The sequence below is a fragment of the Streptomyces sp. NPDC088254 genome (assembly GCF_044740925.1).
In the GTDB taxonomy this organism is placed as follows: Bacteria; Actinomycetota; Actinomycetes; order Streptomycetales; family Streptomycetaceae; genus Streptomyces.
Map to the genome: position 1 here is coordinate 1,093,946 of NZ_JBIURQ010000001.1, position 19,113 is coordinate 1,113,058.

General features: G+C 72.1%; 18 protein-coding genes. 4 read left to right on the plus strand and 14 right to left on the minus strand.

Annotated elements, in window-relative coordinates:
• Nucleotides 1-100 precede the first annotated feature (100 nt).
• From ACIOC0_RS04760 to ACIOC0_RS04800, 9 genes are all read right to left on the minus strand, one after another.
• Nucleotides 101-1,495: a nicotinate phosphoribosyltransferase gene (locus ACIOC0_RS04760; protein ID WP_402152444.1), complete on the minus strand. Its 1,395-nt coding sequence runs from the start codon at nucleotides 1,493-1,495 to the stop codon at nucleotides 101-103.
• Nucleotides 1,496-1,641: 146 nt separating this feature from the next.
• Nucleotides 1,642-2,262, minus strand: a complete 621-nt coding sequence (locus ACIOC0_RS04765) for a V-type ATP synthase subunit D (RefSeq protein ID WP_402152446.1) — start codon at nucleotides 2,260-2,262, stop codon at nucleotides 1,642-1,644.
• Nucleotides 2,259-3,653 carry a V-type ATP synthase subunit B gene (locus tag ACIOC0_RS04770; RefSeq protein ID WP_402152448.1) on the minus strand — a complete coding sequence of 465 codons (1,395 nt, stop codon included), beginning with the start codon at nucleotides 3,651-3,653 and terminating at the stop codon, nucleotides 2,259-2,261. Before ACIOC0_RS04770 ends, ACIOC0_RS04765 begins: the two co-directional genes overlap by 4 nt.
• On the minus strand, nucleotides 3,650-5,956 hold the full coding sequence (locus tag ACIOC0_RS04775) for a V-type ATP synthase subunit A (protein WP_402152450.1): 2,307 nt from the start codon (nucleotides 5,954-5,956) through the stop codon (nucleotides 3,650-3,652). The genes ACIOC0_RS04770 and ACIOC0_RS04775 overlap by 4 nt, the downstream gene beginning before the upstream one ends.
• A complete protein-coding gene (locus ACIOC0_RS04780; RefSeq protein WP_402152452.1) occupies nucleotides 5,953-6,180 on the minus strand; it encodes a V-type ATP synthase subunit F in 228 nt (75 codons plus the stop codon). Before ACIOC0_RS04780 ends, ACIOC0_RS04775 begins: the two co-directional genes overlap by 4 nt.
• Nucleotides 6,181-6,182: 2 nt before the next feature.
• Nucleotides 6,183-6,596: an ATP synthase subunit C gene (locus ACIOC0_RS04785; protein WP_402152454.1), complete on the minus strand. Its 414-nt coding sequence runs from the start codon at nucleotides 6,594-6,596 to the stop codon at nucleotides 6,183-6,185.
• On the minus strand, nucleotides 6,581-8,026 hold the full coding sequence (locus ACIOC0_RS04790; protein ID WP_402152456.1) for a V-type ATPase 116kDa subunit family protein: 1,446 nt from the start codon (nucleotides 8,024-8,026) through the stop codon (nucleotides 6,581-6,583). Before ACIOC0_RS04790 ends, ACIOC0_RS04785 begins: the two co-directional genes overlap by 16 nt.
• Entirely contained in the window at nucleotides 8,013-8,942 is a 930-nt protein-coding gene (locus tag ACIOC0_RS04795) for a hypothetical protein (protein WP_402152458.1), read from the minus strand. Before ACIOC0_RS04795 ends, ACIOC0_RS04790 begins: the two co-directional genes overlap by 14 nt.
• On the minus strand, nucleotides 8,939-9,376 hold the full coding sequence (locus tag ACIOC0_RS04800) for a hypothetical protein (RefSeq protein WP_402152460.1): 438 nt from the start codon (nucleotides 9,374-9,376) through the stop codon (nucleotides 8,939-8,941). The genes ACIOC0_RS04795 and ACIOC0_RS04800 overlap by 4 nt, the downstream gene beginning before the upstream one ends.
• Nucleotides 9,377-9,542: 166 nt before the next feature.
• On the opposite strand from ACIOC0_RS04800, the gene ACIOC0_RS04805 reads away from it, so the two are divergent.
• The gene (locus ACIOC0_RS04805; protein ID WP_402152462.1) at nucleotides 9,543-10,427 is read left to right on the plus strand and encodes a CBS domain-containing protein; all 885 of its coding nucleotides are present in this window, start codon (nucleotides 9,543-9,545) and stop codon (nucleotides 10,425-10,427) included.
• 12 nt (nucleotides 10,428-10,439) lie between these two features.
• Here ACIOC0_RS04805 and ACIOC0_RS04810 read toward each other — a convergent pair whose 3' ends face one another.
• On the minus strand, nucleotides 10,440-10,571 hold the full coding sequence (locus ACIOC0_RS04810; protein ID WP_402153268.1) for a hypothetical protein: 132 nt from the start codon (nucleotides 10,569-10,571) through the stop codon (nucleotides 10,440-10,442).
• 120 nt (nucleotides 10,572-10,691) lie between these two features.
• Complete coding sequence (locus ACIOC0_RS04815) at nucleotides 10,692-11,348, minus strand: CBS domain-containing protein (protein WP_402152464.1); 657 nt, start codon at nucleotides 11,346-11,348, stop codon at nucleotides 10,692-10,694.
• Nucleotides 11,349-11,866: 518 nt separating this feature from the next.
• On the opposite strand from ACIOC0_RS04815, the gene ACIOC0_RS04820 reads away from it, so the two are divergent.
• Complete coding sequence (locus ACIOC0_RS04820) at nucleotides 11,867-12,754, plus strand: universal stress protein (protein WP_402153214.1); 888 nt, start codon at nucleotides 11,867-11,869, stop codon at nucleotides 12,752-12,754.
• 242 nt (nucleotides 12,755-12,996) lie between these two features.
• Here the strand turns inward: ACIOC0_RS04820 and ACIOC0_RS04825 are convergent, their stop codons facing one another.
• The 3 genes from ACIOC0_RS04825 to ACIOC0_RS04835 all read right to left on the minus strand — a co-directional run bounded on the left by ACIOC0_RS04825 (nucleotide 12,997) and on the right by ACIOC0_RS04835 (nucleotide 16,833).
• A complete protein-coding gene (locus tag ACIOC0_RS04825) occupies nucleotides 12,997-13,644 on the minus strand; it encodes a CBS domain-containing protein (protein ID WP_402152466.1) in 648 nt (215 codons plus the stop codon).
• 42 nt (nucleotides 13,645-13,686) lie between these two features.
• The gene (locus tag ACIOC0_RS04830; RefSeq protein ID WP_402152468.1) at nucleotides 13,687-14,145 is read right to left on the minus strand and encodes a cyclic nucleotide-binding domain-containing protein; all 459 of its coding nucleotides are present in this window, start codon (nucleotides 14,143-14,145) and stop codon (nucleotides 13,687-13,689) included.
• Nucleotides 14,146-14,502: 357 nt separating this feature from the next.
• Nucleotides 14,503-16,833, minus strand: coding sequence for a heavy metal translocating P-type ATPase (locus ACIOC0_RS04835; protein WP_402152470.1), 2,331 nt, complete (start codon nucleotides 16,831-16,833; stop codon nucleotides 14,503-14,505).
• 647 nt (nucleotides 16,834-17,480) lie between these two features.
• Between ACIOC0_RS04835 and ACIOC0_RS04840 the strand changes: the two genes are divergently transcribed.
• A complete protein-coding gene (locus ACIOC0_RS04840; protein WP_402152472.1) occupies nucleotides 17,481-18,086 on the plus strand; it encodes a hypothetical protein in 606 nt (201 codons plus the stop codon).
• A gap of 58 nt (nucleotides 18,087-18,144) precedes the next feature.
• The gene (locus ACIOC0_RS04845; RefSeq protein ID WP_402152474.1) at nucleotides 18,145-19,065 is read left to right on the plus strand and encodes a DUF1918 domain-containing protein; all 921 of its coding nucleotides are present in this window, start codon (nucleotides 18,145-18,147) and stop codon (nucleotides 19,063-19,065) included.
• The last annotated feature ends 48 nt before the right edge of the window (nucleotides 19,066-19,113 follow it).

Sequence of the window (19,113 nt, forward strand, 5' to 3'; positions counted from 1 at the left end):
GCCGCCGCAGATTCCATGGAAGTCTTCGGCACGGCCGGCCTGCCAGGGGCCGTTGGTCCCCGTGGCGGGCCTGCCGGCCCTTCGCTTGCGGGGGGCCCGGTCAGTGTGTGTGCGCTGAGAGGGGGACGGAGCGGGAAACCGCCGTGTCCGAAGGTGCGACTCGTTCCTTCAGGCGCAGTCGGGCTTCGATGTCGACGCGCACCGAAGCGGTGAGCCGCGCCAGAGCCTCGGACCATACCGGTAGCACCGGTTCGGGGTCTTCGATCCGGAGTGCCGGCCCAGGCAGAGCCGCGAGGTCCTCGCGGAATCGCTTGCGGGCGTCCTGCCAGTGGTCGGGCGACCAGGTTCGCCGCCCACCGCGCATGAACGTCCGCAACAGTGGCCGAGCGGAGTCGGGAGGCTCTTCCCCGGCCAGGGCGATCACGTCGGGCTGCCCGGGCCGGCGGAAGACCTGCTTGCGGCCCGGGGCCGTGACCTTTGCCGAGGACAGTTTCATCACGGGGTGGGCGTCGTACTCGACGAGCTTGTATGCGGCGTCCAGGTAGGGGGCGTCCGCGGCCACACCCACCTTCGTGCCCACCGCGTACACATCGATCGGCGCGCCGGCACGCACCAGACGGTCCACGCCGTACTCGTCGAGCCCGCCGCTGGCCACGATCCGCACGTCCGCCAGTCCCGCGGCGTCCAGGACGGCGCGTGATCGGCGCGAGAGTTCGTCGAGGTCACCGCTGTCCAGGCGTATGGCGCAGCCAGGTCCGCGTCGGAGTTCGGCCAGGACGCGGGCGGCGATGCGTACGCCCTTCTCGGTGTCGTAGGTGTCGACGAGGAAGGTGACGGGGCCGGGGTGGGCGTGCGCGAACGCACGGAACGCCTCCTCTTCGCCGGAGAACGCCTCGATGTAGGAATGAGCCATCGTGCCCGAGGCCGGGATGCCGAGGGCCACTGCCGCAGCCACGTTGCTCGTACCCGCGAACCCGGCCAGGGCGCCCAGCCGGGCCGCCTGCAGGCCGGCCCATGGGCCGTGCGTGCGGCGCAGGGAGAAGTCCACGACCGGCCGTCCCGCCGCGGCCACGGCACAGCGCGCTGCTTTCGAGGCGACCACCGTCTGGTGGCACAGCTGATTCAGCAGGTACGTCTCGACGAGCTGAGCCTGGGGGAGCGGGGCGGTCACCTCCAGCAGCGGCTCACCGGCGAACACCACATGGCCCTCGGGCACGGCGCGCACTTCGCCCTCGAAGGAGAGCCCGAGAAGTGGTTCGAGGTCCTGGACAGGACGCTGCAGTGCCTCAGCGAACTCCTCGATGTCTTCCCGCTCCACGCGGAAGTGGCCCAGGAAGTCCAAGGCGGACTCCAAGCCCGCGGCGACCAGGAAGCCCCGGCCGGATGGAAGGTCGCGAACGAAGAGGCTGAAGCTGGCCGGGGCCCGCATGTCCTCCCGGAGGTAGGACATGGCCATGGTCACTTCGTAGAGGTCGGTGGTGGTGACGTCGGACATGGTGATCGCCGCCGGGTGTCTTGGTTCCCAGGTTTCCAGTGTGACCCCGACCGCTCAGGACGGAAGGGACCGCAGGTCCCGAGACGTGGGCTGTTCGGCCTCAGCCCTTCGGGCCCGCCATCCGCACGGGCCCGCGCGAGAAACACTCAGGTGCCGCCATGGTGGGCGGCCCAGCGGCGCCGCACCGCTTCTTCGTGTTCCGCCTCCTCCAACGCCAGCTCCGATACGGCCAGTTCGTCCTGCAGTCGAGGTATCCAGTGCCGGCGCAGGGCACGGACCCGCTGCCGTGTCCGTACGGCCTCGGCGGCCAGAAGCTCGGCGGCTGCCTGGTGCGCCGCGAGTTCCGCCGCGGCCCGGGCCGCGCCACGGTAGGCCGTCTCGGCCTGCGCGAGGGCGGTGTTGGACGGGGTCTGTTCCCACAGGGAGCGGGCGGGCTCAGTCCAGCTGACCGCTGCCGGGTGGCGCACGCCCATCAGCGCGCCCCACAGGACGTCGACGCGCGCCCGCTCCGCCGGCGCTGCCTCGGCCAGCGCGCGTTCGCCGCCGAGCAGCACGCCTCGCACCAGCCACGTCTCCGCCTCGGCCAGCCCCTGCCGCCACGCCCGGCCCGCGTCCTCGGCGGCTTGCCGTGCCGTGTGCTCCCGGTCCAGCAGGAGCCGGAGTTTGCGTTCCAGGAGGTCCGCTCCACGAATCGCCGTGGCGAGACTGCGGCGCAGCCGCAGGCGCCCGGCGCGTCCGGCCGGGACTCGGCGTGCCTGCGGACTCATCGGGCCTCCTGGCCCTGCGGCGGAGCGTGGGCGTCGAGCAGGCCGGCCGGAAGCATGCCGAGCTGGCTGCGCGGCAGGGTCAGCAGCACCTCCCAGGCCCTGCCCAGGGAATCGTCCAGCGACCGGTTCTCGTCGGCGCCTTGCGCGAGGAACCGGTGCCGGAAGGCGTCCTCCAGGTCCAGGTGGCGCAGATCGGTCGGGCTGAGCGCCGAGCGTCCGATCAGGTCGGCGAGCTCTCGCACCTGCCGGGACCGGGCCAGCGCAGCGATCAACTGCGCCGCGACGACGGGATGGTCCGCGCGGGTCCGTCCAGTTCCCGTTCCCTTGCGCATCAGCCGCGACAGCGAGGCCAGCGGATCGACAGGCGGATACGCACCTGTCGTATGCGCCTCGGTGGACAGCACGATCTGGCCTTCCGTGATGTAGCCGGTGAGGTCCGGGACGGGGTGGGTGATGTCGCCCGCGGGCATGGTGAGAACAGGAAGGATCGTCACCGACCCCGGCCGACCGCGGATGCGGCCACAGCGTTCGTAGAGGGATGCGAGGTCGCTGTAGAGGTAACCGGGGTAGGCCCGGCGGGCCGGAATCTCGCCACGCGCGGCGGATACCTCGCGCAGTGCCTCCGCGTAGGCCGTCATGTCCGTCATGACCACCAGGACGTGACGGCCCTCGGTGAACGCGAGGTGCTCGGCGACGGTCAGGGCGAGTCGAGGGGTGAGCAGCCGTTCGATCACCGGGTCGTCGGCGGTGTTGAGGAGCAGGACCAGTTCCCTCGCCGCCGACCGGGCCGCCAGTCCTTCGCGGACGAACCCGGTGTCGGCGTGGGTGAGCCCCATGCCGGCGAACACGACGGCGAACGGCTCATCTCCGCACGCCGCCTGCGCGGCGATCTGCACGGCCAGCTCCAGATGCGGCAGCCCGGCCGCCGAGAACACCGGCAGTTTCTGGCCCCGCACCAGCGTGGTGAGCACGTCCACGGCGGTCACACCGGTGAGCACCGCCTCGTTCGGCGGTTGCCGGCGTACCGGGTTGATCGGCGCGCCGCCGACCTGCGCGTACGACCCGCCCAGCACCGGTGGCCCGCCGTCGGCCGGTTCGCCCCGGCCGTCGCACACCCGTCCCAGCCATTCGCTCCCCACCGGGATCCGCAGCGGTGTGCCCGAGAAGGCGACGCGGGTGCCCGTGCGGTTCATGCCGGCCGTGTCCTCCAGGACCTGCACCACCGCGATGTCGCGGTCCACTTCCAGGACCAGGCCGTGCCGTCGTTCACCGGAATCGAGAACGATCGTGGCGAACTCGTCCCACCCGACCCCGCCGACTCCCTCGACGAAGAGGAGCGGACCGCGCAGATCCCGCACCCCCGTGTACTCGATGCTCACGGCACCGGTCATGTCGCCTCCTCGAGCCGGGCCAGCACGGTGTCGCGGGCCGCGCTCACCGCAGCGGTCTCGGCCGGCCCCGCCGTCTCGCGCGCTCGCAGCAGCGGGGTGAAGTCGACTGCCTCGACGGCATCTGCGGGAACGCCGGTATCCACCAGTTCCAGGCAGCGGTCGATGACCGTCAGTACGGCCTCCACCAGGGCCGCCGTCTTCTCGGGTGCGCTGTAGGCGTCGGCCGGGGACAGCGCGTTCTGCTGGATCGCGGCCTCGCGCAGCAGCCGTCCGGCGAGCACACTGATCCGTTCCCGGGGCGGGAGCGCGGTGATGCCGACCAGTTCGACCAGGTCGGCCAGCCGGTCCGCCTCCGCCAGCTGCCGCGCCACACGTCCACGCCGCCCGGCCCGCTCGGCGTCACCGGCGTGCGCATGGGCGGTGGCCAGTGTGGCGGCGTCCCGGGAGAAGGACTCCGACCAGGACACGGCCGGGTAGTGGCGTGCGTATGCGAGATCTCGGTCCAGGCTCCACAGGCAGCGTACGAAACGCTCGGTGTGTGCGGTGACGGGCTCGGTGCGGTCACCGCCCGGCGGAGACACCGCGCCGATCACCGTGACCGAGCCGGTCGCGCCGCCGAGGGTGCGCACGGTGGCGGCCCGCTCGTAGAAAGCGGCCAGTTGCGAGGCCAGCCCCGCCGGATAGCCTTCCTCGGCGGGAAGTTCGCCCATACGGGAAGCGAACTCGCGCAGCGCCTCGGCCCATCGGGAGGTCGAGTCGGCGATCAGGACGACGTCGAGGCCCATGTCGCGGAAGTACTCGGCGACCGTCGCGCCTGTGTGCACGCCGGCCTCGCGGGCCATCATCGGCATGTTGGAGGTGTTCGCGATCGTCACGGTCCGTTCGGCCAGACGGCCTCCGGTACGCGGATCGGTCAGCTCCTCCAGCTCCTCGATGACGTCAGCCATCTCGTTGCCGCGCTCGCCGCAGCCGACGTAGACGATGACGTCGGCGTCGCACCACTTGGCGATCTGCTGCAGCAGCATGGTCTTGCCGGTGCCGAATCCGCCTGGCACGGCGACGCTGCTGCCACGTGCCACCGGGAAGAGCAGGTCGACCGCTCGCTGCCCGGTGTTCAGGGGCACGTCCGCCGACAACCGCCGTGTGACCGGTCGTGGTCTGCGCACCGGCCAGGACTGCGCCATCCGCACTTCCTGGCCGCCCACCACGGCGAGCACGTCGGTCGAGCGGTGATCGTCCGCCGCCGCGATCCAAGTCACCTCACCCGACAGGTCCGGGGGCACCAGGAGCCGCAGCGGCACGCCCGCGCCGATCTCCCCGAGGACGTCACCGGCCGCAACCGACGCTCCCTCAGTCACTCGCGGTGTGAACGACCAGGTGCGCCGGTCCGGTTCACCGGTCGTCGGCCCGCTCGCTGTGAGAAGGTCGCCGATGGCGACCAGCGGGCGCAGCAGCCCGTCGAACACGCCGCCGAGCAGATCCGGTGCCAGCCGCACCGACAGGGGGCGGCCCTGAGGTTCCGCGGGGTGTCCGGTGGCAAGTCCGCCGGTGTATTCGTAGGCCTCGATGGTGGCCGTGTCGCCGTGGATGGCGACCACCTCGCCCGGCAGCCGGACGGCACCCAGCACGACCAGGTCGTGCATGGCCACCGTAGGCGGGCAGGTGATCTCCACGAGGGGGCCGGCGACACGGAGGATCCGTGGGCATTCCGCATCGCTCGGAGGAGTGCCGGGCGTGATCTGCGGAAGCGTGCGCCTGTCCGACGAGTCCGACGAAGGGTTGCCGGAGGGGGTCATGCCGTGCTCCCACAAAGTCTCGGCCCGGACACCCAGCCGGTCCAGGGCCCGGTCGGCAAGGGCATCCGCCGACAGGTCGACCCGGCGGCCGGGCGCCTCGGCCGTCACCCCGCCCCCCGAGGCTGCCGTGACCCTTGCCTGCGGGCCCAACAACCTTCGTGCCTCCTCCGCGCAGCGCGACCGCAGAGACGCGTCCTCCGTGAATCCCCTTCGCACACCTGCGCAGATCGCAGCCCTGAGAGCCGCGTAGACCTCGGTTCGGGCCGCCAGTTCTGCCGCCCAGGCGTCCTGGACCGCCCGCACCCGTTCCCGGGCCGCCTCGGCGGCGCCGTCGGCTCTGCCGAGGTCCTGGGCCCGCGCGAGCACCGCCTCGGCCGTGGCGCGGGCTGAGCGCAGGGTTTCCTCTGCGTCTGACTGAGCGCGGTCCCGTAGGGTGTCGGCGGAGACCCGTGCCGCGCGCAGCAATTCGGCGCGGACGGGGCTCAGCGCGTCCGCAGGCACGGTCATCCGGGCATCACCACCGTCAGCGGCCGGGACGGGGCCGGCGCCGTCACCGCGCCGCCCAGCGCTTCGGCGGCCTCGGCCGTGAGGATCACCAGGCCCACCGTGCGGGGCAGTGTCCGCCAGGCCCGGCGGACGGCGTCCGGATCCTCGGCGACGAGTACGTCGACCCCCGCCAGCGCCAGACCGGAGACACTGGTCCGTGTGCCGATGGCGGCCACGGTAGCCATCGTCACGCCTTTCCGATCAGCAGGATCGCGACCACCAGCCCGTACACCGCGATGCCCTCCGCCAGACCGACGATCACCATCGCCCGGCCGAACATCTCCGGTCGCTCGCTCAGCGCGGCCAGCGCCGCGGCACCCGTGTAGGCGACGGCTATCGCGGCTCCTATCGACGCGCCGGCTACCGCGACGGCCGCCCCGATCAAGGCGGATCCGTTGACCCCACCGGACCCGGCGGCCTGCGCCGAGGCCTGTGCCGGACCCGCCAGCGCGGTGGCGAGGACGACGACGGCGCCGCCCAGGAGGGCGAGGTTCGTGGCGAGCAGCCAGCGCAAGGCGTGTCTGGTCCGGCGCCGCCGCAGCAGCCGGACGGCGCTGAGCACCGCGACCAGGACCGGCAGGACGATCAGCCAGGTGAGCATGGGATCACCTTCGTAGCAGGATCGGCAGGCTCCTCCGCCGGGGGAACGTGCCAGGGACGGAACGGTCGGCCCTCCGTCTCGAAGAGCCGGGAGAAGAGTTCGTAGAACTCCAGCCGCAGCGCCTGCACACCGGCCACCAGGGCTTCCAGGCCGAAGGTCACGGCCGTGCCGACGACGAACAGGAGGGCGGCGCCCACGACTCCTGCGGCGCCACGGCCGGCCAGGCCGGTGGTACCGCGCCACACCAGGTCGGCGAGTGCGGCATGGGTCAGGCCGAATGCGGCCAGTCGGGCGAAGGAGAGCGTGTTGGCGCCGGTCCGCACGACGACGTCGAACAGCCGCACCACCGTCTCGGCGAGCCCCGCACCGCCGCCCGAAGTGGCCCGGAACAGACCGAACGCCACCAGCGCCAGCCCGGTCGCGGCAAGAGCGGCTCCGGCGACTGCTGGAGCCTGCCGGTGCAGGACCGGGCCCGCTGCGGCCAGAGCGAGGCCCAGGTAGAACAGCAGCCCGGCACAGCCTGACGCCGCGTACAGCGCTGAGCCCCAGCCGCCCTCACGCACCCGGTTCACCGCCCCGGCGGCGTGTGCGAGGGCCAGCAGAACAGCACCGAAGACCACGGCGGCGGCCAGCAGACGGGCAGGACTCTCCAGCGGGCTCAGCCACACCACCGGCAGCAGACCCGTCGGCCCGAAGAACTCGCCGTAGGCAGCCCCCGCCACCATGGAAGCGGCGCCCGCGCCCGTGAGGAACAGCCACAACCGGCCCAACCCGGCCAACCGGCGCGGCCGCCCGAGGCGCAGCATGACGCCACCGAGTACCAGCAGCGCCCCGTGCCCCACGTCGCCGAACATGACCCCGAACATCGCGATGTAGGCGAGGCCCGCCGGCCACGAAGGATCGACGTCCGCGTAGGCGGGGGTCCCGTACGTCGTCACCAGCGGGGTGAAGGAGGCGGCCCGGCCCGGCCGCAGCAAGGTCGGCGGATCGATTCCGCACGGGGACGGCAGCGGAAGCAGCGCGCCTCCCGCAGCGGCCAGGCGTCCGGCGACGCGGGGTACCTCGGCGGCCGGGCACCACCCGGCCAGCGCGGCCACGTCTCCCTGCCGTACCGCGCCTTCCTCGCGCTCCTCCAATTGGGCCTCGCCCGCCAGCAGCGCGACGTTTTCACGAAGTTCCAGCAGGTCGAGGTCGGGCGGGGCGGCGGCCAGGACTGCTGTCGCGGGGCTGTCCGGCCCGGCTGTCGCGCCCCGTCCCCGCAACCGCTGCAGTCGAACGGCCGCCGCCCCGAGAGCCGCTTCCTCGGCGCGGTCCAGTTCCACGCAGCCCTCTTCGGCGATCCGCACCAGAGCGTCCCGCAGGGCCGCCTGCGGCACGACCACCGCCACGCGGCGCATCCGGACCGGCGTCACCGCCTCAGACCAGGGCATCGAACACCTCCCCGGGCCGTCCCCCGCGCGCCGCCGACTCCAGCGCCGCCCGCGCCCGCCACGCGTCCACGGACAGCAGCGCCACCGCACCGACGACCACCCGTGGCCCGTACCGGCCCTCGCGTACCAGCGCCGCACCGTCACCTTGCACCGTCCGCCACCAACGGACCTCCGCCCGCCACAGCTCACCCGGCTCGTCGATGTCCTTCAGGACCCAACCCGCGGACGACGGCAGGCGCTCGCGGAACTCCTGGTACGTGGAGGCGGACGTCGACCGTGTCCCGAGCAGCCGCGCCGCGTCGCGCAGTACGGGCTCCGGAAGAGAGCGGTGATGTACGAACAGTTCCCGAGCTGCCAGCAGGACAGCGCGTCCCTGGGCCCAGCGGCGCGCGGGCTGCACGGCGACAGCGGTGCGGCGCACAGCGGCCATCCGCATGCCGGTGACGAGGGCCCATGGCGTGTCGCCTCCCGGATCGCCCCAAGGCGAGGCCGTGAGCGAGGCCCGTATTTCGGCGGGTGTCCCGGCGTGTTCCAGCCTTCGCCAGGCGGTTTCCAGAGCCCCGAGCCTATAGGGCTCCCGAGTCTGCGCGCGGCGGCCGTCCGGGGCGGGCAGCCGGGAGGCCACGTTGGCGATCTCGAACCCGGCGGCGAGCGGAACCAGCAGGCGGGTGCCGTCCCGGGGCAGCCAGCCGGCCAGTACCCGCAGGTGCCACAGCAGGGTCGCGGACACCGCCCGCTGGGCCTGGCGCAAGTCCGTCGCCGTTCGCGTGTATCTCGCATAGGGCGTGGTCGCCAGGCGTTGCAGGGCGTCTCCGAGCGTCGGACCACGCGCGATCTCCCGGACCCCCGCGGTGCCCGGATACCGGCCGACGAGGGCCTTCGCACGCACCGCTCCGGCGACCCACCCGGCACTCATGGCTCTTCCCGCTCCCCGCCTGTCAGGCGCAGGGCATCGGCCACAGCAAGATCCACCAAGCGGGGCATGCGCTCCAAGGCCCGCTCGCGGATCGCCGAGGCAGTTTCGTCTCCGGCGGCGCGGAGGGCGTCCGCCTCTTGCCGCGCCTTCCGCAGGAGGGGTTCCGCAGCCTGCCGGCGAACCTCGGGAGCGCGCTCCCGTGCGGCCTCCACCATGCGTGCCGCCTCTCGCGCGGCTTTCTGCCGCAGCGCCTCGGCCTCCTGCTCAGCAGCCGCCCGGATCTGCGCCGCCTCCTGCTGAACGTCTGTCAGCCGGGCGAGGGCGGGCTCCAGTTCCGCGGCGCGTTCCGCCGTACGGTCGGCGGGCACGCCGGTGGCGGACGCTCCCGGCGTACCCGCCGGACGGAACCGTTCCAGGAAGTCCCGCAAGCTCATCGGCGGCCTCCTGCCGGTCGGCTGCTCCTTCAGTCTCACCGTTGCCGTTCCGGACCGCACAGGATAGGGCCGTCATGCCGTTCCACCAGGGCCGTTCGGCTCTTGGCACGGGCAGCGAGGGCGCGAGACTGGGACGGAGGCAACCCGACGGAGTCAGGAGGCTGCCGTGAACGAGCATGAGAACTTCTCCGCGGAGGGCGAAGCCCGGCGGGATGTGCCCGCTCGCCCCTCGAACCCCGGCGAAACAGCGCGGCAGGACACGCTGCTCCGCTACCTGGGTTCCGTGGCCGCTGCCGCGTCCAAGCATGCAGGTACACAAGCGCAGGCCCCGACGGCTCTGCCGAGCTCCAAGGCCCGCCCCGCACCTCCGTCCGCCCCGCTCACACCGCATTCCGTATCCGCTCCCGAATCGGGACTGCCCCTGGTCCGGGACGTGATGGACGTGCCCGCCGCCTCCCTGCGCGAAGACCTGCCGTACCGAGACATCGCCCGCTCGCTGGCTCGCGAGCACGCGGGCGCGCTCCCGGTCGTGGACGCCGACGATCATGTGGTCGGCGTCGTTTCGGAGTCCGACCTGCTGGCCAAGGTCGCCTTCGAGGCATCCGGTCACCGGCCCGGCCCCATCGGCAGGCTGCGTGAGCGCCGGATTCTCGGCAAGGCCCGTGGCGACCGGGCCGCCGATCTGATGACAACCCCCGCGATCACGGTGCTGCCCGGCACGACCGTTGCCGAGGCGGCCTGGCTCGCCGCCCTGTCCCGGCTGAAGCGGATGCCCGTCACCGACCGTGATGGCCGTCTGGTGGGCGTTGTGCGCCGTGATGCGCTGCTGCAATCGCTCATCAGGGATGACGCCGGTATCCGGGCGGAGGTCGAGGCAGCGATCGCAGGATGTTGCCCACCGGGTGACCGGGACAACGTGGAGGTGGCCGTGCACGACGGCATTGTGGAGCTGACCGGGCGGATGCCCGCGGCGACACTGGCCCGGCTGGTGGCGGAGGTCGAGGAGATATCCGACGTCGTCGAGGTGAAGAACCTGCTCACCGCCGCCTGACCCCGGCCGATCTCAGCGGGAAGAACGGTCCTTGACTCCGTGAGAGTCGCGCGGGTCGGATTCGTGCTGGTCCAAGTGGGAGGCGAGGACCGCTGCCTGGACGCGGCGCTGCACGCCCAGTTTGGCCAGCAGCCGTGCGGCCATGGCGACCTCGATTCCACCGATGATGGCACACTTCCGAAATGTCCTGGACGTCGATCATTACCCGACGGTGCAGGTTGCGCCAGTTCCGGCCGGCCCCGGTTACCTGACTGTCGCCTACGGCTACTGCGTCCGGCTGTCTTGAGCGAGGTCGAACGTCACGTCCACCACCCCTTCGACCGACCTGACCAGGCGCGCGGCCACAGGGACGAGGGCGGTGTCGCGGACCCGCCCGGTGAGCGTCACGACCCCGTCGTGTACCTCCACCCGCACGGTCGACGACGGCGGCGGGAAGAGGTACGAGGCGATCTCGCGCCGCACCTCTTCTGCGATCTCCTCGTCGTCGCGCAGGAAGACCTTGAGCAGGTCGGCCCGGCTCACGACACCCGCCAGCAGCCCGACCTCGTCCACCACGGGCAGCCTTTTGACCCTCTCGCGCGCCATGATGCGCGCGGCATCGGCGAGCGTGGTGGCAGCCGGGACCGTGACGGCGGGGGAGGACATCAAGTCCCCTGCGGTGAGGGCGGCGGCCTTGGCCACGTCGACGGACTGGCGCAGTTCGAGACAGCCCGCATCGGGGTCGTCCCGGAGTTCCTCCTTGGGCAGCAGGTCGGCTTCGGAGACCACGCCGACCACCCGGCCCTCGCCCTCGATCACGGGCAGGGCGCTGATCTGCCAGTCCTGCATCAGCTGCACGATCTCCTTGAAGGGGGCCCGGCGGCCGACGGCGGCGACCGTTCGGGTCATGACATCGCTGACAATGTGCGGGGTGCCGTGCATGATGACTCCACAGGGGCCTCGATGGGATGTCCGGCTCCTTCCAGGGTGTGCCGGGAGGCCGAAGGCGGGCCAGGGGCCGTCCCGCCCCCATGAGGACCGTCCGAAGGGCGCATGACAGAGGGCCGATCGGCCCCCGAACGGGCCGTGTGGACACTGATGCAGCCGGCGCCGCGGTGCCACGCTGACAGCGGAACCCTCGCATCCGGAGGTGGACCATGTCCCGCACCGTCACCGTAGGCCTCGACGACTCGCCCGAAAGCCGCGCGGCCTGCCCGGTGGCCGTGGTCCCGGAACACGTCTTGCCCGCCACGCGGTAGTGCTGTCGCGGTCGACCTGCGCTGCGCCAGGCGGACGTCGTCCGTCCTCCCGGGCATGGGCTACCACGAGCGTTCTTCCGTCCTTGGGAGTGCTGTAGGGCCGAATGGGGCCCGAGATGGCCCCCTGGCCCTCTGGCGGCGGAGTGTGGCCGGGCCGAAGCTGGGAGTGACACGACGTGAACGTGTGGGCTGGGAGGCATGGTGGCTGGTCTGGTCGTAGTGGGAGTGGACGGATCGGCGTCGAGTCTTGCCGCAGTCGAGGCAGCGGCTCGTGAGGCGCAATCGCGTGGCGCCGGGCTTCGGGTGGTGCACGCGTTCTTGTGGCCGGCGATGCATGTGCCGTTGGGTCCCTCGCCGATGGGCCCGCCGGAGGGCGGGATCCGGAACATGGTCGAGCGTCTGGTGACCGAGGCCGTCGATCGTGCGCGGGAGACGGCGCACGAGGTGGACCTCAGTCACACGGTGATCACCGGTGAGCCGCTCACGGTCCTGGAGGCGCAGTCGCGCACGGCCGAGCTGGTCGTGGTGGGTTCCCGGGGCATGGGCGGATTCGTCGGGCTCCTGGTTGGATCGACGGCGGTGCATCTGGCGGCGCACGGCCGGTGCCCGGTACTGGTAGTGCGCGATCAGCGGACTGAAGACGGTCCGGTCGTGCTGGGTGTGGACGGTTCAGACCTGGGCGAGCGAGCGGTGGAGTTCGCCTTCGCCGAGGCGGCACTGCGCAAGGCGCCCCTGATGGCGCTCCATGCCTGGACGACGTGGAACGCGACCATGCCGCCGCCGCAGGATGCGTCCGAGCCGTACGCGAACCCGCCGGGCGCGCTGTCCGGGGAGGAGGAGCGACTGCTGTCCGAGGCGCTGGCCGGCCACCAGGAGCGGTATCCGGATGTCGTGGTGGAGCGCAGGGTTGTACACGGCCGGACGCGGGAGGCGCTGATCGCGGCGAGCCGGTCAGCGCAACTGGTGGTGGTAGGTGCGCGTGGGCGTGGCGGGTTCGCCGGCTTGTTGTTGGGGTCGGTCAGCCAGGCCCTGCTGCATCACGCGCACTGCCCGGTCGCTGTCGTGCGGGGAGCGGACGCGGATCACTGACGGCCGCCGACATACCCCTGGGGCTGCGGGTCGCATCGGCAGAGGGTGGCGTCGTGAAGGATGTGATGTCCCGCAGGCCCGCAGGCCCGCAGGCCCGCAGGCCCGCAGGCCCGCAGGCCCGCAGGCCCGCAGGCCCGCAGGCCCGCAGGCCCGCAGGCCCGCAGGCGCGTCAGCGCCCTCCACGTGCTGGAATACGGGGGACGCGTCGTCCTCGCCGAGGCCGATCTGCCGGCCTGCGGGCGTCACCCATCGGCGGTGAGTCGACAGTCCACGCCCACGATCCCTTCCACACCCTGGACGAGGCGTGCGGCCAGTGGAATCCGTGCGGCGTCCCCGACGCGTCCTGTCAGCGTCGCGACGCCGTCGCTGACGATGATGTGCACGGGCTCGACCGGGGCCGGGAAGAGAACGTCGACGATGTCGCGGCGGATTTCATCCGCCAGGTCGTTGTCGGCTCGCAGGAAGACCTTCAGTAGATCCCCGCGACTGACCACGCCTTCGAGGATGCCCTCGGCATTCACCACAGGTAGCCGTTTGACATGCCGCAAGGCCATGATCCGGGCCGCCTCTGCGAGCGTGGCGTCACCGTGGACGGTGACGGCCGGGGTGCTCATCAGCTCCTCGGCGGACACCGCCCCGGCCTTGGCCAGGTCGGTCAGGCGGCGCAGCTGGGTGAACCGGTCCGGGTCGCTGTCCCGGAACTCCTCCTTCGGCAGCAGGTCGGCCTCGGAGACCACCCCGATCACCCGCCCGTCGCCCTCCAGCACGGGAAGGGCACTGACCTTCCCGTGCTCCATGCGTTCGACGATGTCCCTGAACACGGCCTTGGGGCCCACCGCGACGACGGCATGCGTCATCACGTCACTCACCCGGTGCGGGCTGCTCTCCATGCTTTCCTCTCAATGCCGTTCGACAGGACGGAGCGCGCGCGGTCACAAAAGGGCACCGCTGCCGTAGGGGGCATACAGGTCGAGCAGCCGTACCCGGGTGGCCTGCAGCCGCTGGGCGACCGCACATCCCACCCACACCGCGATGGCCCGTCCGAACGCGGGATCCGCAGCGCACATGACACGCACCTCCTCGGCGTCGAACTCCCAGGCCCGCACCGGTGTCATCGCCTCGGCGCCCAGGTGCCAAAGGTACGGAGGGAAGTGCCAGGACCAGCCGACCAGTTCGCCGCGCCCGAGCGACTCGACGACGGCGGGTCTGCGGCCGGGCACATGCAGATCGAGGGCGACAGTTCCGGTGCGGACGATCCAGAAGCGGTCGGCGGGCCGGCCCTCCTCGAACAGGCGCAGCCCGGCCTCGAAGGAGACGTCGTGGGCGAGGCGCATCAGCCGTTCGCGGTGCACGGGCTCGAGCGCCGTGCTCGAAGTGGTTGTGGAGGTCATCGCACCGGCTCCCTTCATGGGCTGTCGATCCCAGCGTGCGTGACCTCGGGGTCTGGCACAACGGGTCGCTCGGACCCAGCGGTGGGCCCTTCGGCTCATGCCGCACAGCTCGGATGCGGCAGACCGGTGGACGTGGCTGGTGGTCGCCGCCTGTGCCACGGCCCAGCAAGAAGTGCAGCAGCATCAGTACGGAGTACGAGTGTGACCGCGTCGTCTTGACGTCTTCGCGTTCCGGTGTCAGCGACCGGATCCACCACGACACCAGCCCGACCGGGCGCAATCCAGCAGGATCGGCGTACCCGAAGGCACCAGGCGCTGGGCGAACAGAGCTGACAGCTCTGCCAGCCCTGCAGGATCTCATTGGACCAGCGAGAAGTAGCTCTCCTCTTCCTGCGTGAAATGCAGGCGGAGGACGCTGTGCAGCCCGTACAGGCAGGCGCGCAGGTCGTCGAGTTGGCCGGCGGACAGGCCGCCTTCGGCGCGGGCCAGCTGCAGGTGGGTGGCGATACGGCGGGAGAGGCGTTCGATCTCGGAGTGGGCCCGGCTCATGGTGGCCGTGGCCTCCGGGCCGCCGAGGGCGGGGGCGAGGGCGGGGTAGAGCTCGTGTTCCTCGGCGTACTCGTGAGGCAGCAACCGATCGGCGAGCAGCCGGTGCGCCTCCTCGACGGCCGCCAGAGCCTGCGGGCCGGGGCCGTCGGAGAGGCGGTCGGCTGCGCTGTGCACCGCCTCGAGCACATCCTGAAGGTCGTTGTGTTCCGAGGCGAAGCGTTGGATCAGCGCCTCGGCGGCGGGGGCCAGCGCCGGCTGCGTGGCCTGGTCCGTGCGCAGCGCGCGCAGTGCGTTCAGGATGACCGCCACGTCGATGGCCTCCTGGAGGAGGGCGCCGCCGGCGGGTGGCAGCAGGCCGACTGCGGCTGCGGCCATCGCGACCAGGGACATCGCCATCCCGCCCAGGGCACTCTGCACGGCGATCCGCCGGGCCCGTACGGCGATGAACAGGGCGTCGGCGAGCCGGTCCACGCGGTCGGTGGTCAGTACGATGTCAGCGGCCTCCGAGGAAGCGGTGGCGCCGCGGGCGCCCATCGCCACACCGATGTCCGCGGCGGCCAGCGCGGGGGCGTCGTTCACACCGTCGCCCACCATGACGGTGACCGCGCGTTCGCGTTCGGCCTGTACGACGGCGACCTTGCCGGCCGGGTCGAGCCCGGCGCGGACGTCGTCCAGACCGAGGACGGCACCCACCTCGGCTGCCGGCTCCGCGCGGTCGCCCGTCAGCATCAGCAGCCGCTCGATTCCCGCGCCGCGCAGGTGGCGCAGGGCGCGCGGGGCGTCGAGGCGGAGCGGATCCCGGAGCAGCACCGCACCTGTCGGACATCCGTCGACGGTCAGCCAGGCGACGGCTGCGCCGTCGAGAAGCGCCCGGTTGTCCACCGCCCTCGCCCAGGACGGGCGGGTGCCGGGCGCGTCGATGCGGCCGACGGAAACCCGGTGCCCGTCCACGGCGCCCGAAGCACCCCGGCCGGGCTTTTCCGTGACATCGGACGGCGCCGACAGGACCAGCTTCCGCTCCTGCGCGGCGCCGACGATCGCCTCGGCCAGGACATGCGGGGAGTACTGGTCCAGCGACGCGGCCAGCCGCAGTACCTCCGCAGGCTGCCACCCAGGCGCGGCGACCACGTCCAGGACGCGAGGGCGGCCACGGGTGAGCGTGCCGGTCTTGTCGAGCAGCAGGGTGCGAGCCCGGCCCAGGTTCTCCAGGGCACCGCCGTCCCGCATGACGACTCCCAGGCGTGAGGCGCGGGAGATCCCGGAGACGATGGCCACCGGTGCGGCCAGTAGCAGCGGACACGGCGTGGCGACCACCAGCACCGCTACCGCTCGTACGGCGGAGCCACTGAGCAGCCAGGCCAGTCCCGCCACCGCGAGGGTGAGGGGAAGGAACCACGCCGCGTAGCGGTCGGCCAGCCGGACCACGGGCGCCGACTCGGCCCCGGCCTGCTTGGCCAGTCGCACGATTCCGGCGTAGGTGCTTTTCTGCTCGGTTGCCGTGGCCCGCAGCTCGAAGGCGCCGCCGGCATTGACCGCCCCACTACGGACCGTGTCACCAGCCGCCCGTTCGACGTGCAGGGACTCGCCGGTGAGCACGGATTCGTCGAGGCTGGCCACGGAATCCGCCACCTGCCCGTCGACCGGGACAACCTCGCCAGGACCCACGACGAGCAGGTCACCCACGGCGACGTCGGCCAGCGGAACCGTGGCGACGCCGGCCGCTGTCCGGAGGCGTGCCGAGCGAGGCGCGTGCTCCAGCAGCGCACGCAGATCGTGCGAGGCCCGCCGCTGGGCTGCCGCTTCCAGGGTCCGCCCGGTGGCCAGCATCAGCGCGATCAGCGCACCGGCCAGGTATTCATGGACGGCGAGGGTGCCGCCAAGAGCGAGAACCGCGATCAGGTCGACACCCGCACGGCCGTGACGAAGTGCGGCGAGCATCCAGCCCACCGCTGGCAGGACCGCCGCCAAGGTACCCAGACCCCACAGGAGGTCGGCGAGACTCTCGTCACCGGCGAGCCAGGCAGCACCCCCTGCGGTCAAGGCCGCCGCCGTGAAGCCCAGGAAGGCGGGCTCCAGCCGTGCCGAGGCAACGGCCACGGTCGCAGAGCGCAGCCGTGTGATGAAGACGGATCGGTTCATGGCCACCTCTGTCCGTCCGACATTGCTGCCGTAGGCCTTGTCTCCGTCCATTACATCCTGGCGCGCCGGCCGTGCGGCAGGGGACGAACGGCCCTGCCGCCAGGGCCGTACCAACCCTGCTCGTGCCATTGCGGTCGTCCGCTGCGATCCGCCCTGCGCACACCCGAACGCGATGAGGGCCCATCGGTCCCTCGCTTTGGCCCCACCGGCTCATGACGTGTGTCGGCGACCCGAGGGAACGTAAGGAGCGGGTACTTCGAAACCAGCATGCATGGCACTGATCGGGACGAGACAGCGTGCGCACCCTGATGAACGGGGTGCCGTACGCGATCGGTGAGGACGAGACTCACCGTTGACAGCCATGTTCAGGCAGGTACTGATCGCGGAGTGGTGCCTCATGTGCAGGGCGGTGCCGTGGGTGCTGAAGGCGCCGTGAGCTGGAGCCGTCGGCATGTACCACTGTGCCGAGAAGGCTCGGTGGCCGGCGCGGCGCGATGCCGCCGCCGGTTGACAGAAGAACAGGTCAGCGGCGACAAGAGGTGACAGCCAATGGTGCTCACACCGGCGCTCCCACCGTGTGGCGTGGCGGCGGGCTCCGTCTCGTACCAAGCTGGACATGACGCCGGCGACCTCTTGGAGGCCGAGTCATGAGTGCACAGAACGCGCCGCACGCGTCCGGTCCGCCGCCACCGCGCCCGCAGCGCGTGCCGAAGAGGGCGAATCCCCTGCGGCGTACGTCCGACAGGTTCGAGTCCTGGTTCCGGGGCCTGGTGACGCTGCTCCTCGTCCTCGGCCTGCCGGCGGCCGCGATCAGCGCGGGGCTGGCGGCGTACGAGGCCTCGATGCGCACCGTGCGGATCCAGTCGGCGGAGCGGCAGGAGGTCACCGCCCGGGTTACGGCCGACGTCAAGGGCGACGCCGCCGACGGGAAACGGCAGGCGCGGGTCCGCTGGACGTCCGCCGACGGCGTGGTGCGGACGGGAACGACCCTCGTGGAGTCGGGGACGTCCAAGGGCGCCACCCTGCGGGTGTGGGTGGACCGCGACGGCAGCCTCACCGGAGCGCCGATGAACGAGCTCAACGCGGCGACCACCGGCTGGTTCGTGGGCGCCATGGCGGCGGGCGGCGTGGCCGCCGTGTACCTCGTGGCGAAGTCCGGCATGCGCCGGCTGCTGGACCGCCGGAGGTACGCCCAGTGGGACGCCGAGTGGAACACGGTGGAACCCCAGTGGTCCGCGCGTTTCCGCCGGTGACGGACCCGCTGACGGATGCGGCACCGCTTCCGCGACTTCAATGAGAGGGGCGACGGTCATGCGAGCTCACCTCGGCGACCGTCTCGTCATCGACAGCCCGGCGACCGGAGCCATAGGGCGCGACGGCGAGATCGTCGGACTCCGTCACGAGGACGGAACACCTCCCTACGACGTGCGCTGGTCGGACACCGACGAGGTGACCCTCGTGTTCCCCGGGCCCGACGCCCACGTCCGGCACACCGAGCACGGGGCCGCCGGCGGTTCCTCCCCGCCGGGCGCGGGCGGTACCGCAGCCGCCCGGCCGGCCGTGGCCCCGCACCCCGCCGACATCGGCCGGCGTCTGGCCGCCGAGCGCCGCAGGCGGGGACTCAGCCGGGAGGAGACGGCCCGCCGCGCCCGTATCTCGTCCGCCTACCTGGCTTACCTGGAGGAACAGCCGGCCGACCCGAGCGCGGCGACCCTCCTCGCGCTGGCTGCCGCGCTGGGCACCACCGCCACGGCCCTGCGCGGGGCCGACGTCGAACTGCCGCCCGGACAGGGGCAGGCGCTGCCGCACCCGCAGCTGCGCGACCTCGGTCCGCAGGAGTGCCGTCGCCTGCTGTTCACGCACGGAGTGGGGCGGGTCGCGGTGTCGGCGCCCGACGGACACCCCGCGGTCGTCCCGGTCAACTACGACGTCCTGGGCGACGACATCGTCTTCCGCACCGCGCCCGACTCCGTGGCCGCGGCGGCCGTCGGCACGGAGGTCGCCTTCGAGGTCGACCACGTGGACGAGGTCATGAGCGAAGGCTGGAGCGTGCTCGCCGTGGGCCCGGCCGACGCCGTCACCGAGCCCGAGGCCGTGCGTGGGCTCGCCCGGCACGCCCGCTCCACGCCCTGGGCGGGCGGTGAACGCGACTTGTGGGTGTCGATCCGTCCCACTCGCCTCACGGGCCGGCGCATCACCTCAGCCGATCGACAGCCGCGCAGGCCGGAGTGAAGCCTGCGGCCGCCACTCCCGGCGTCTCGGGCGGCCCTCGGGGCCGCG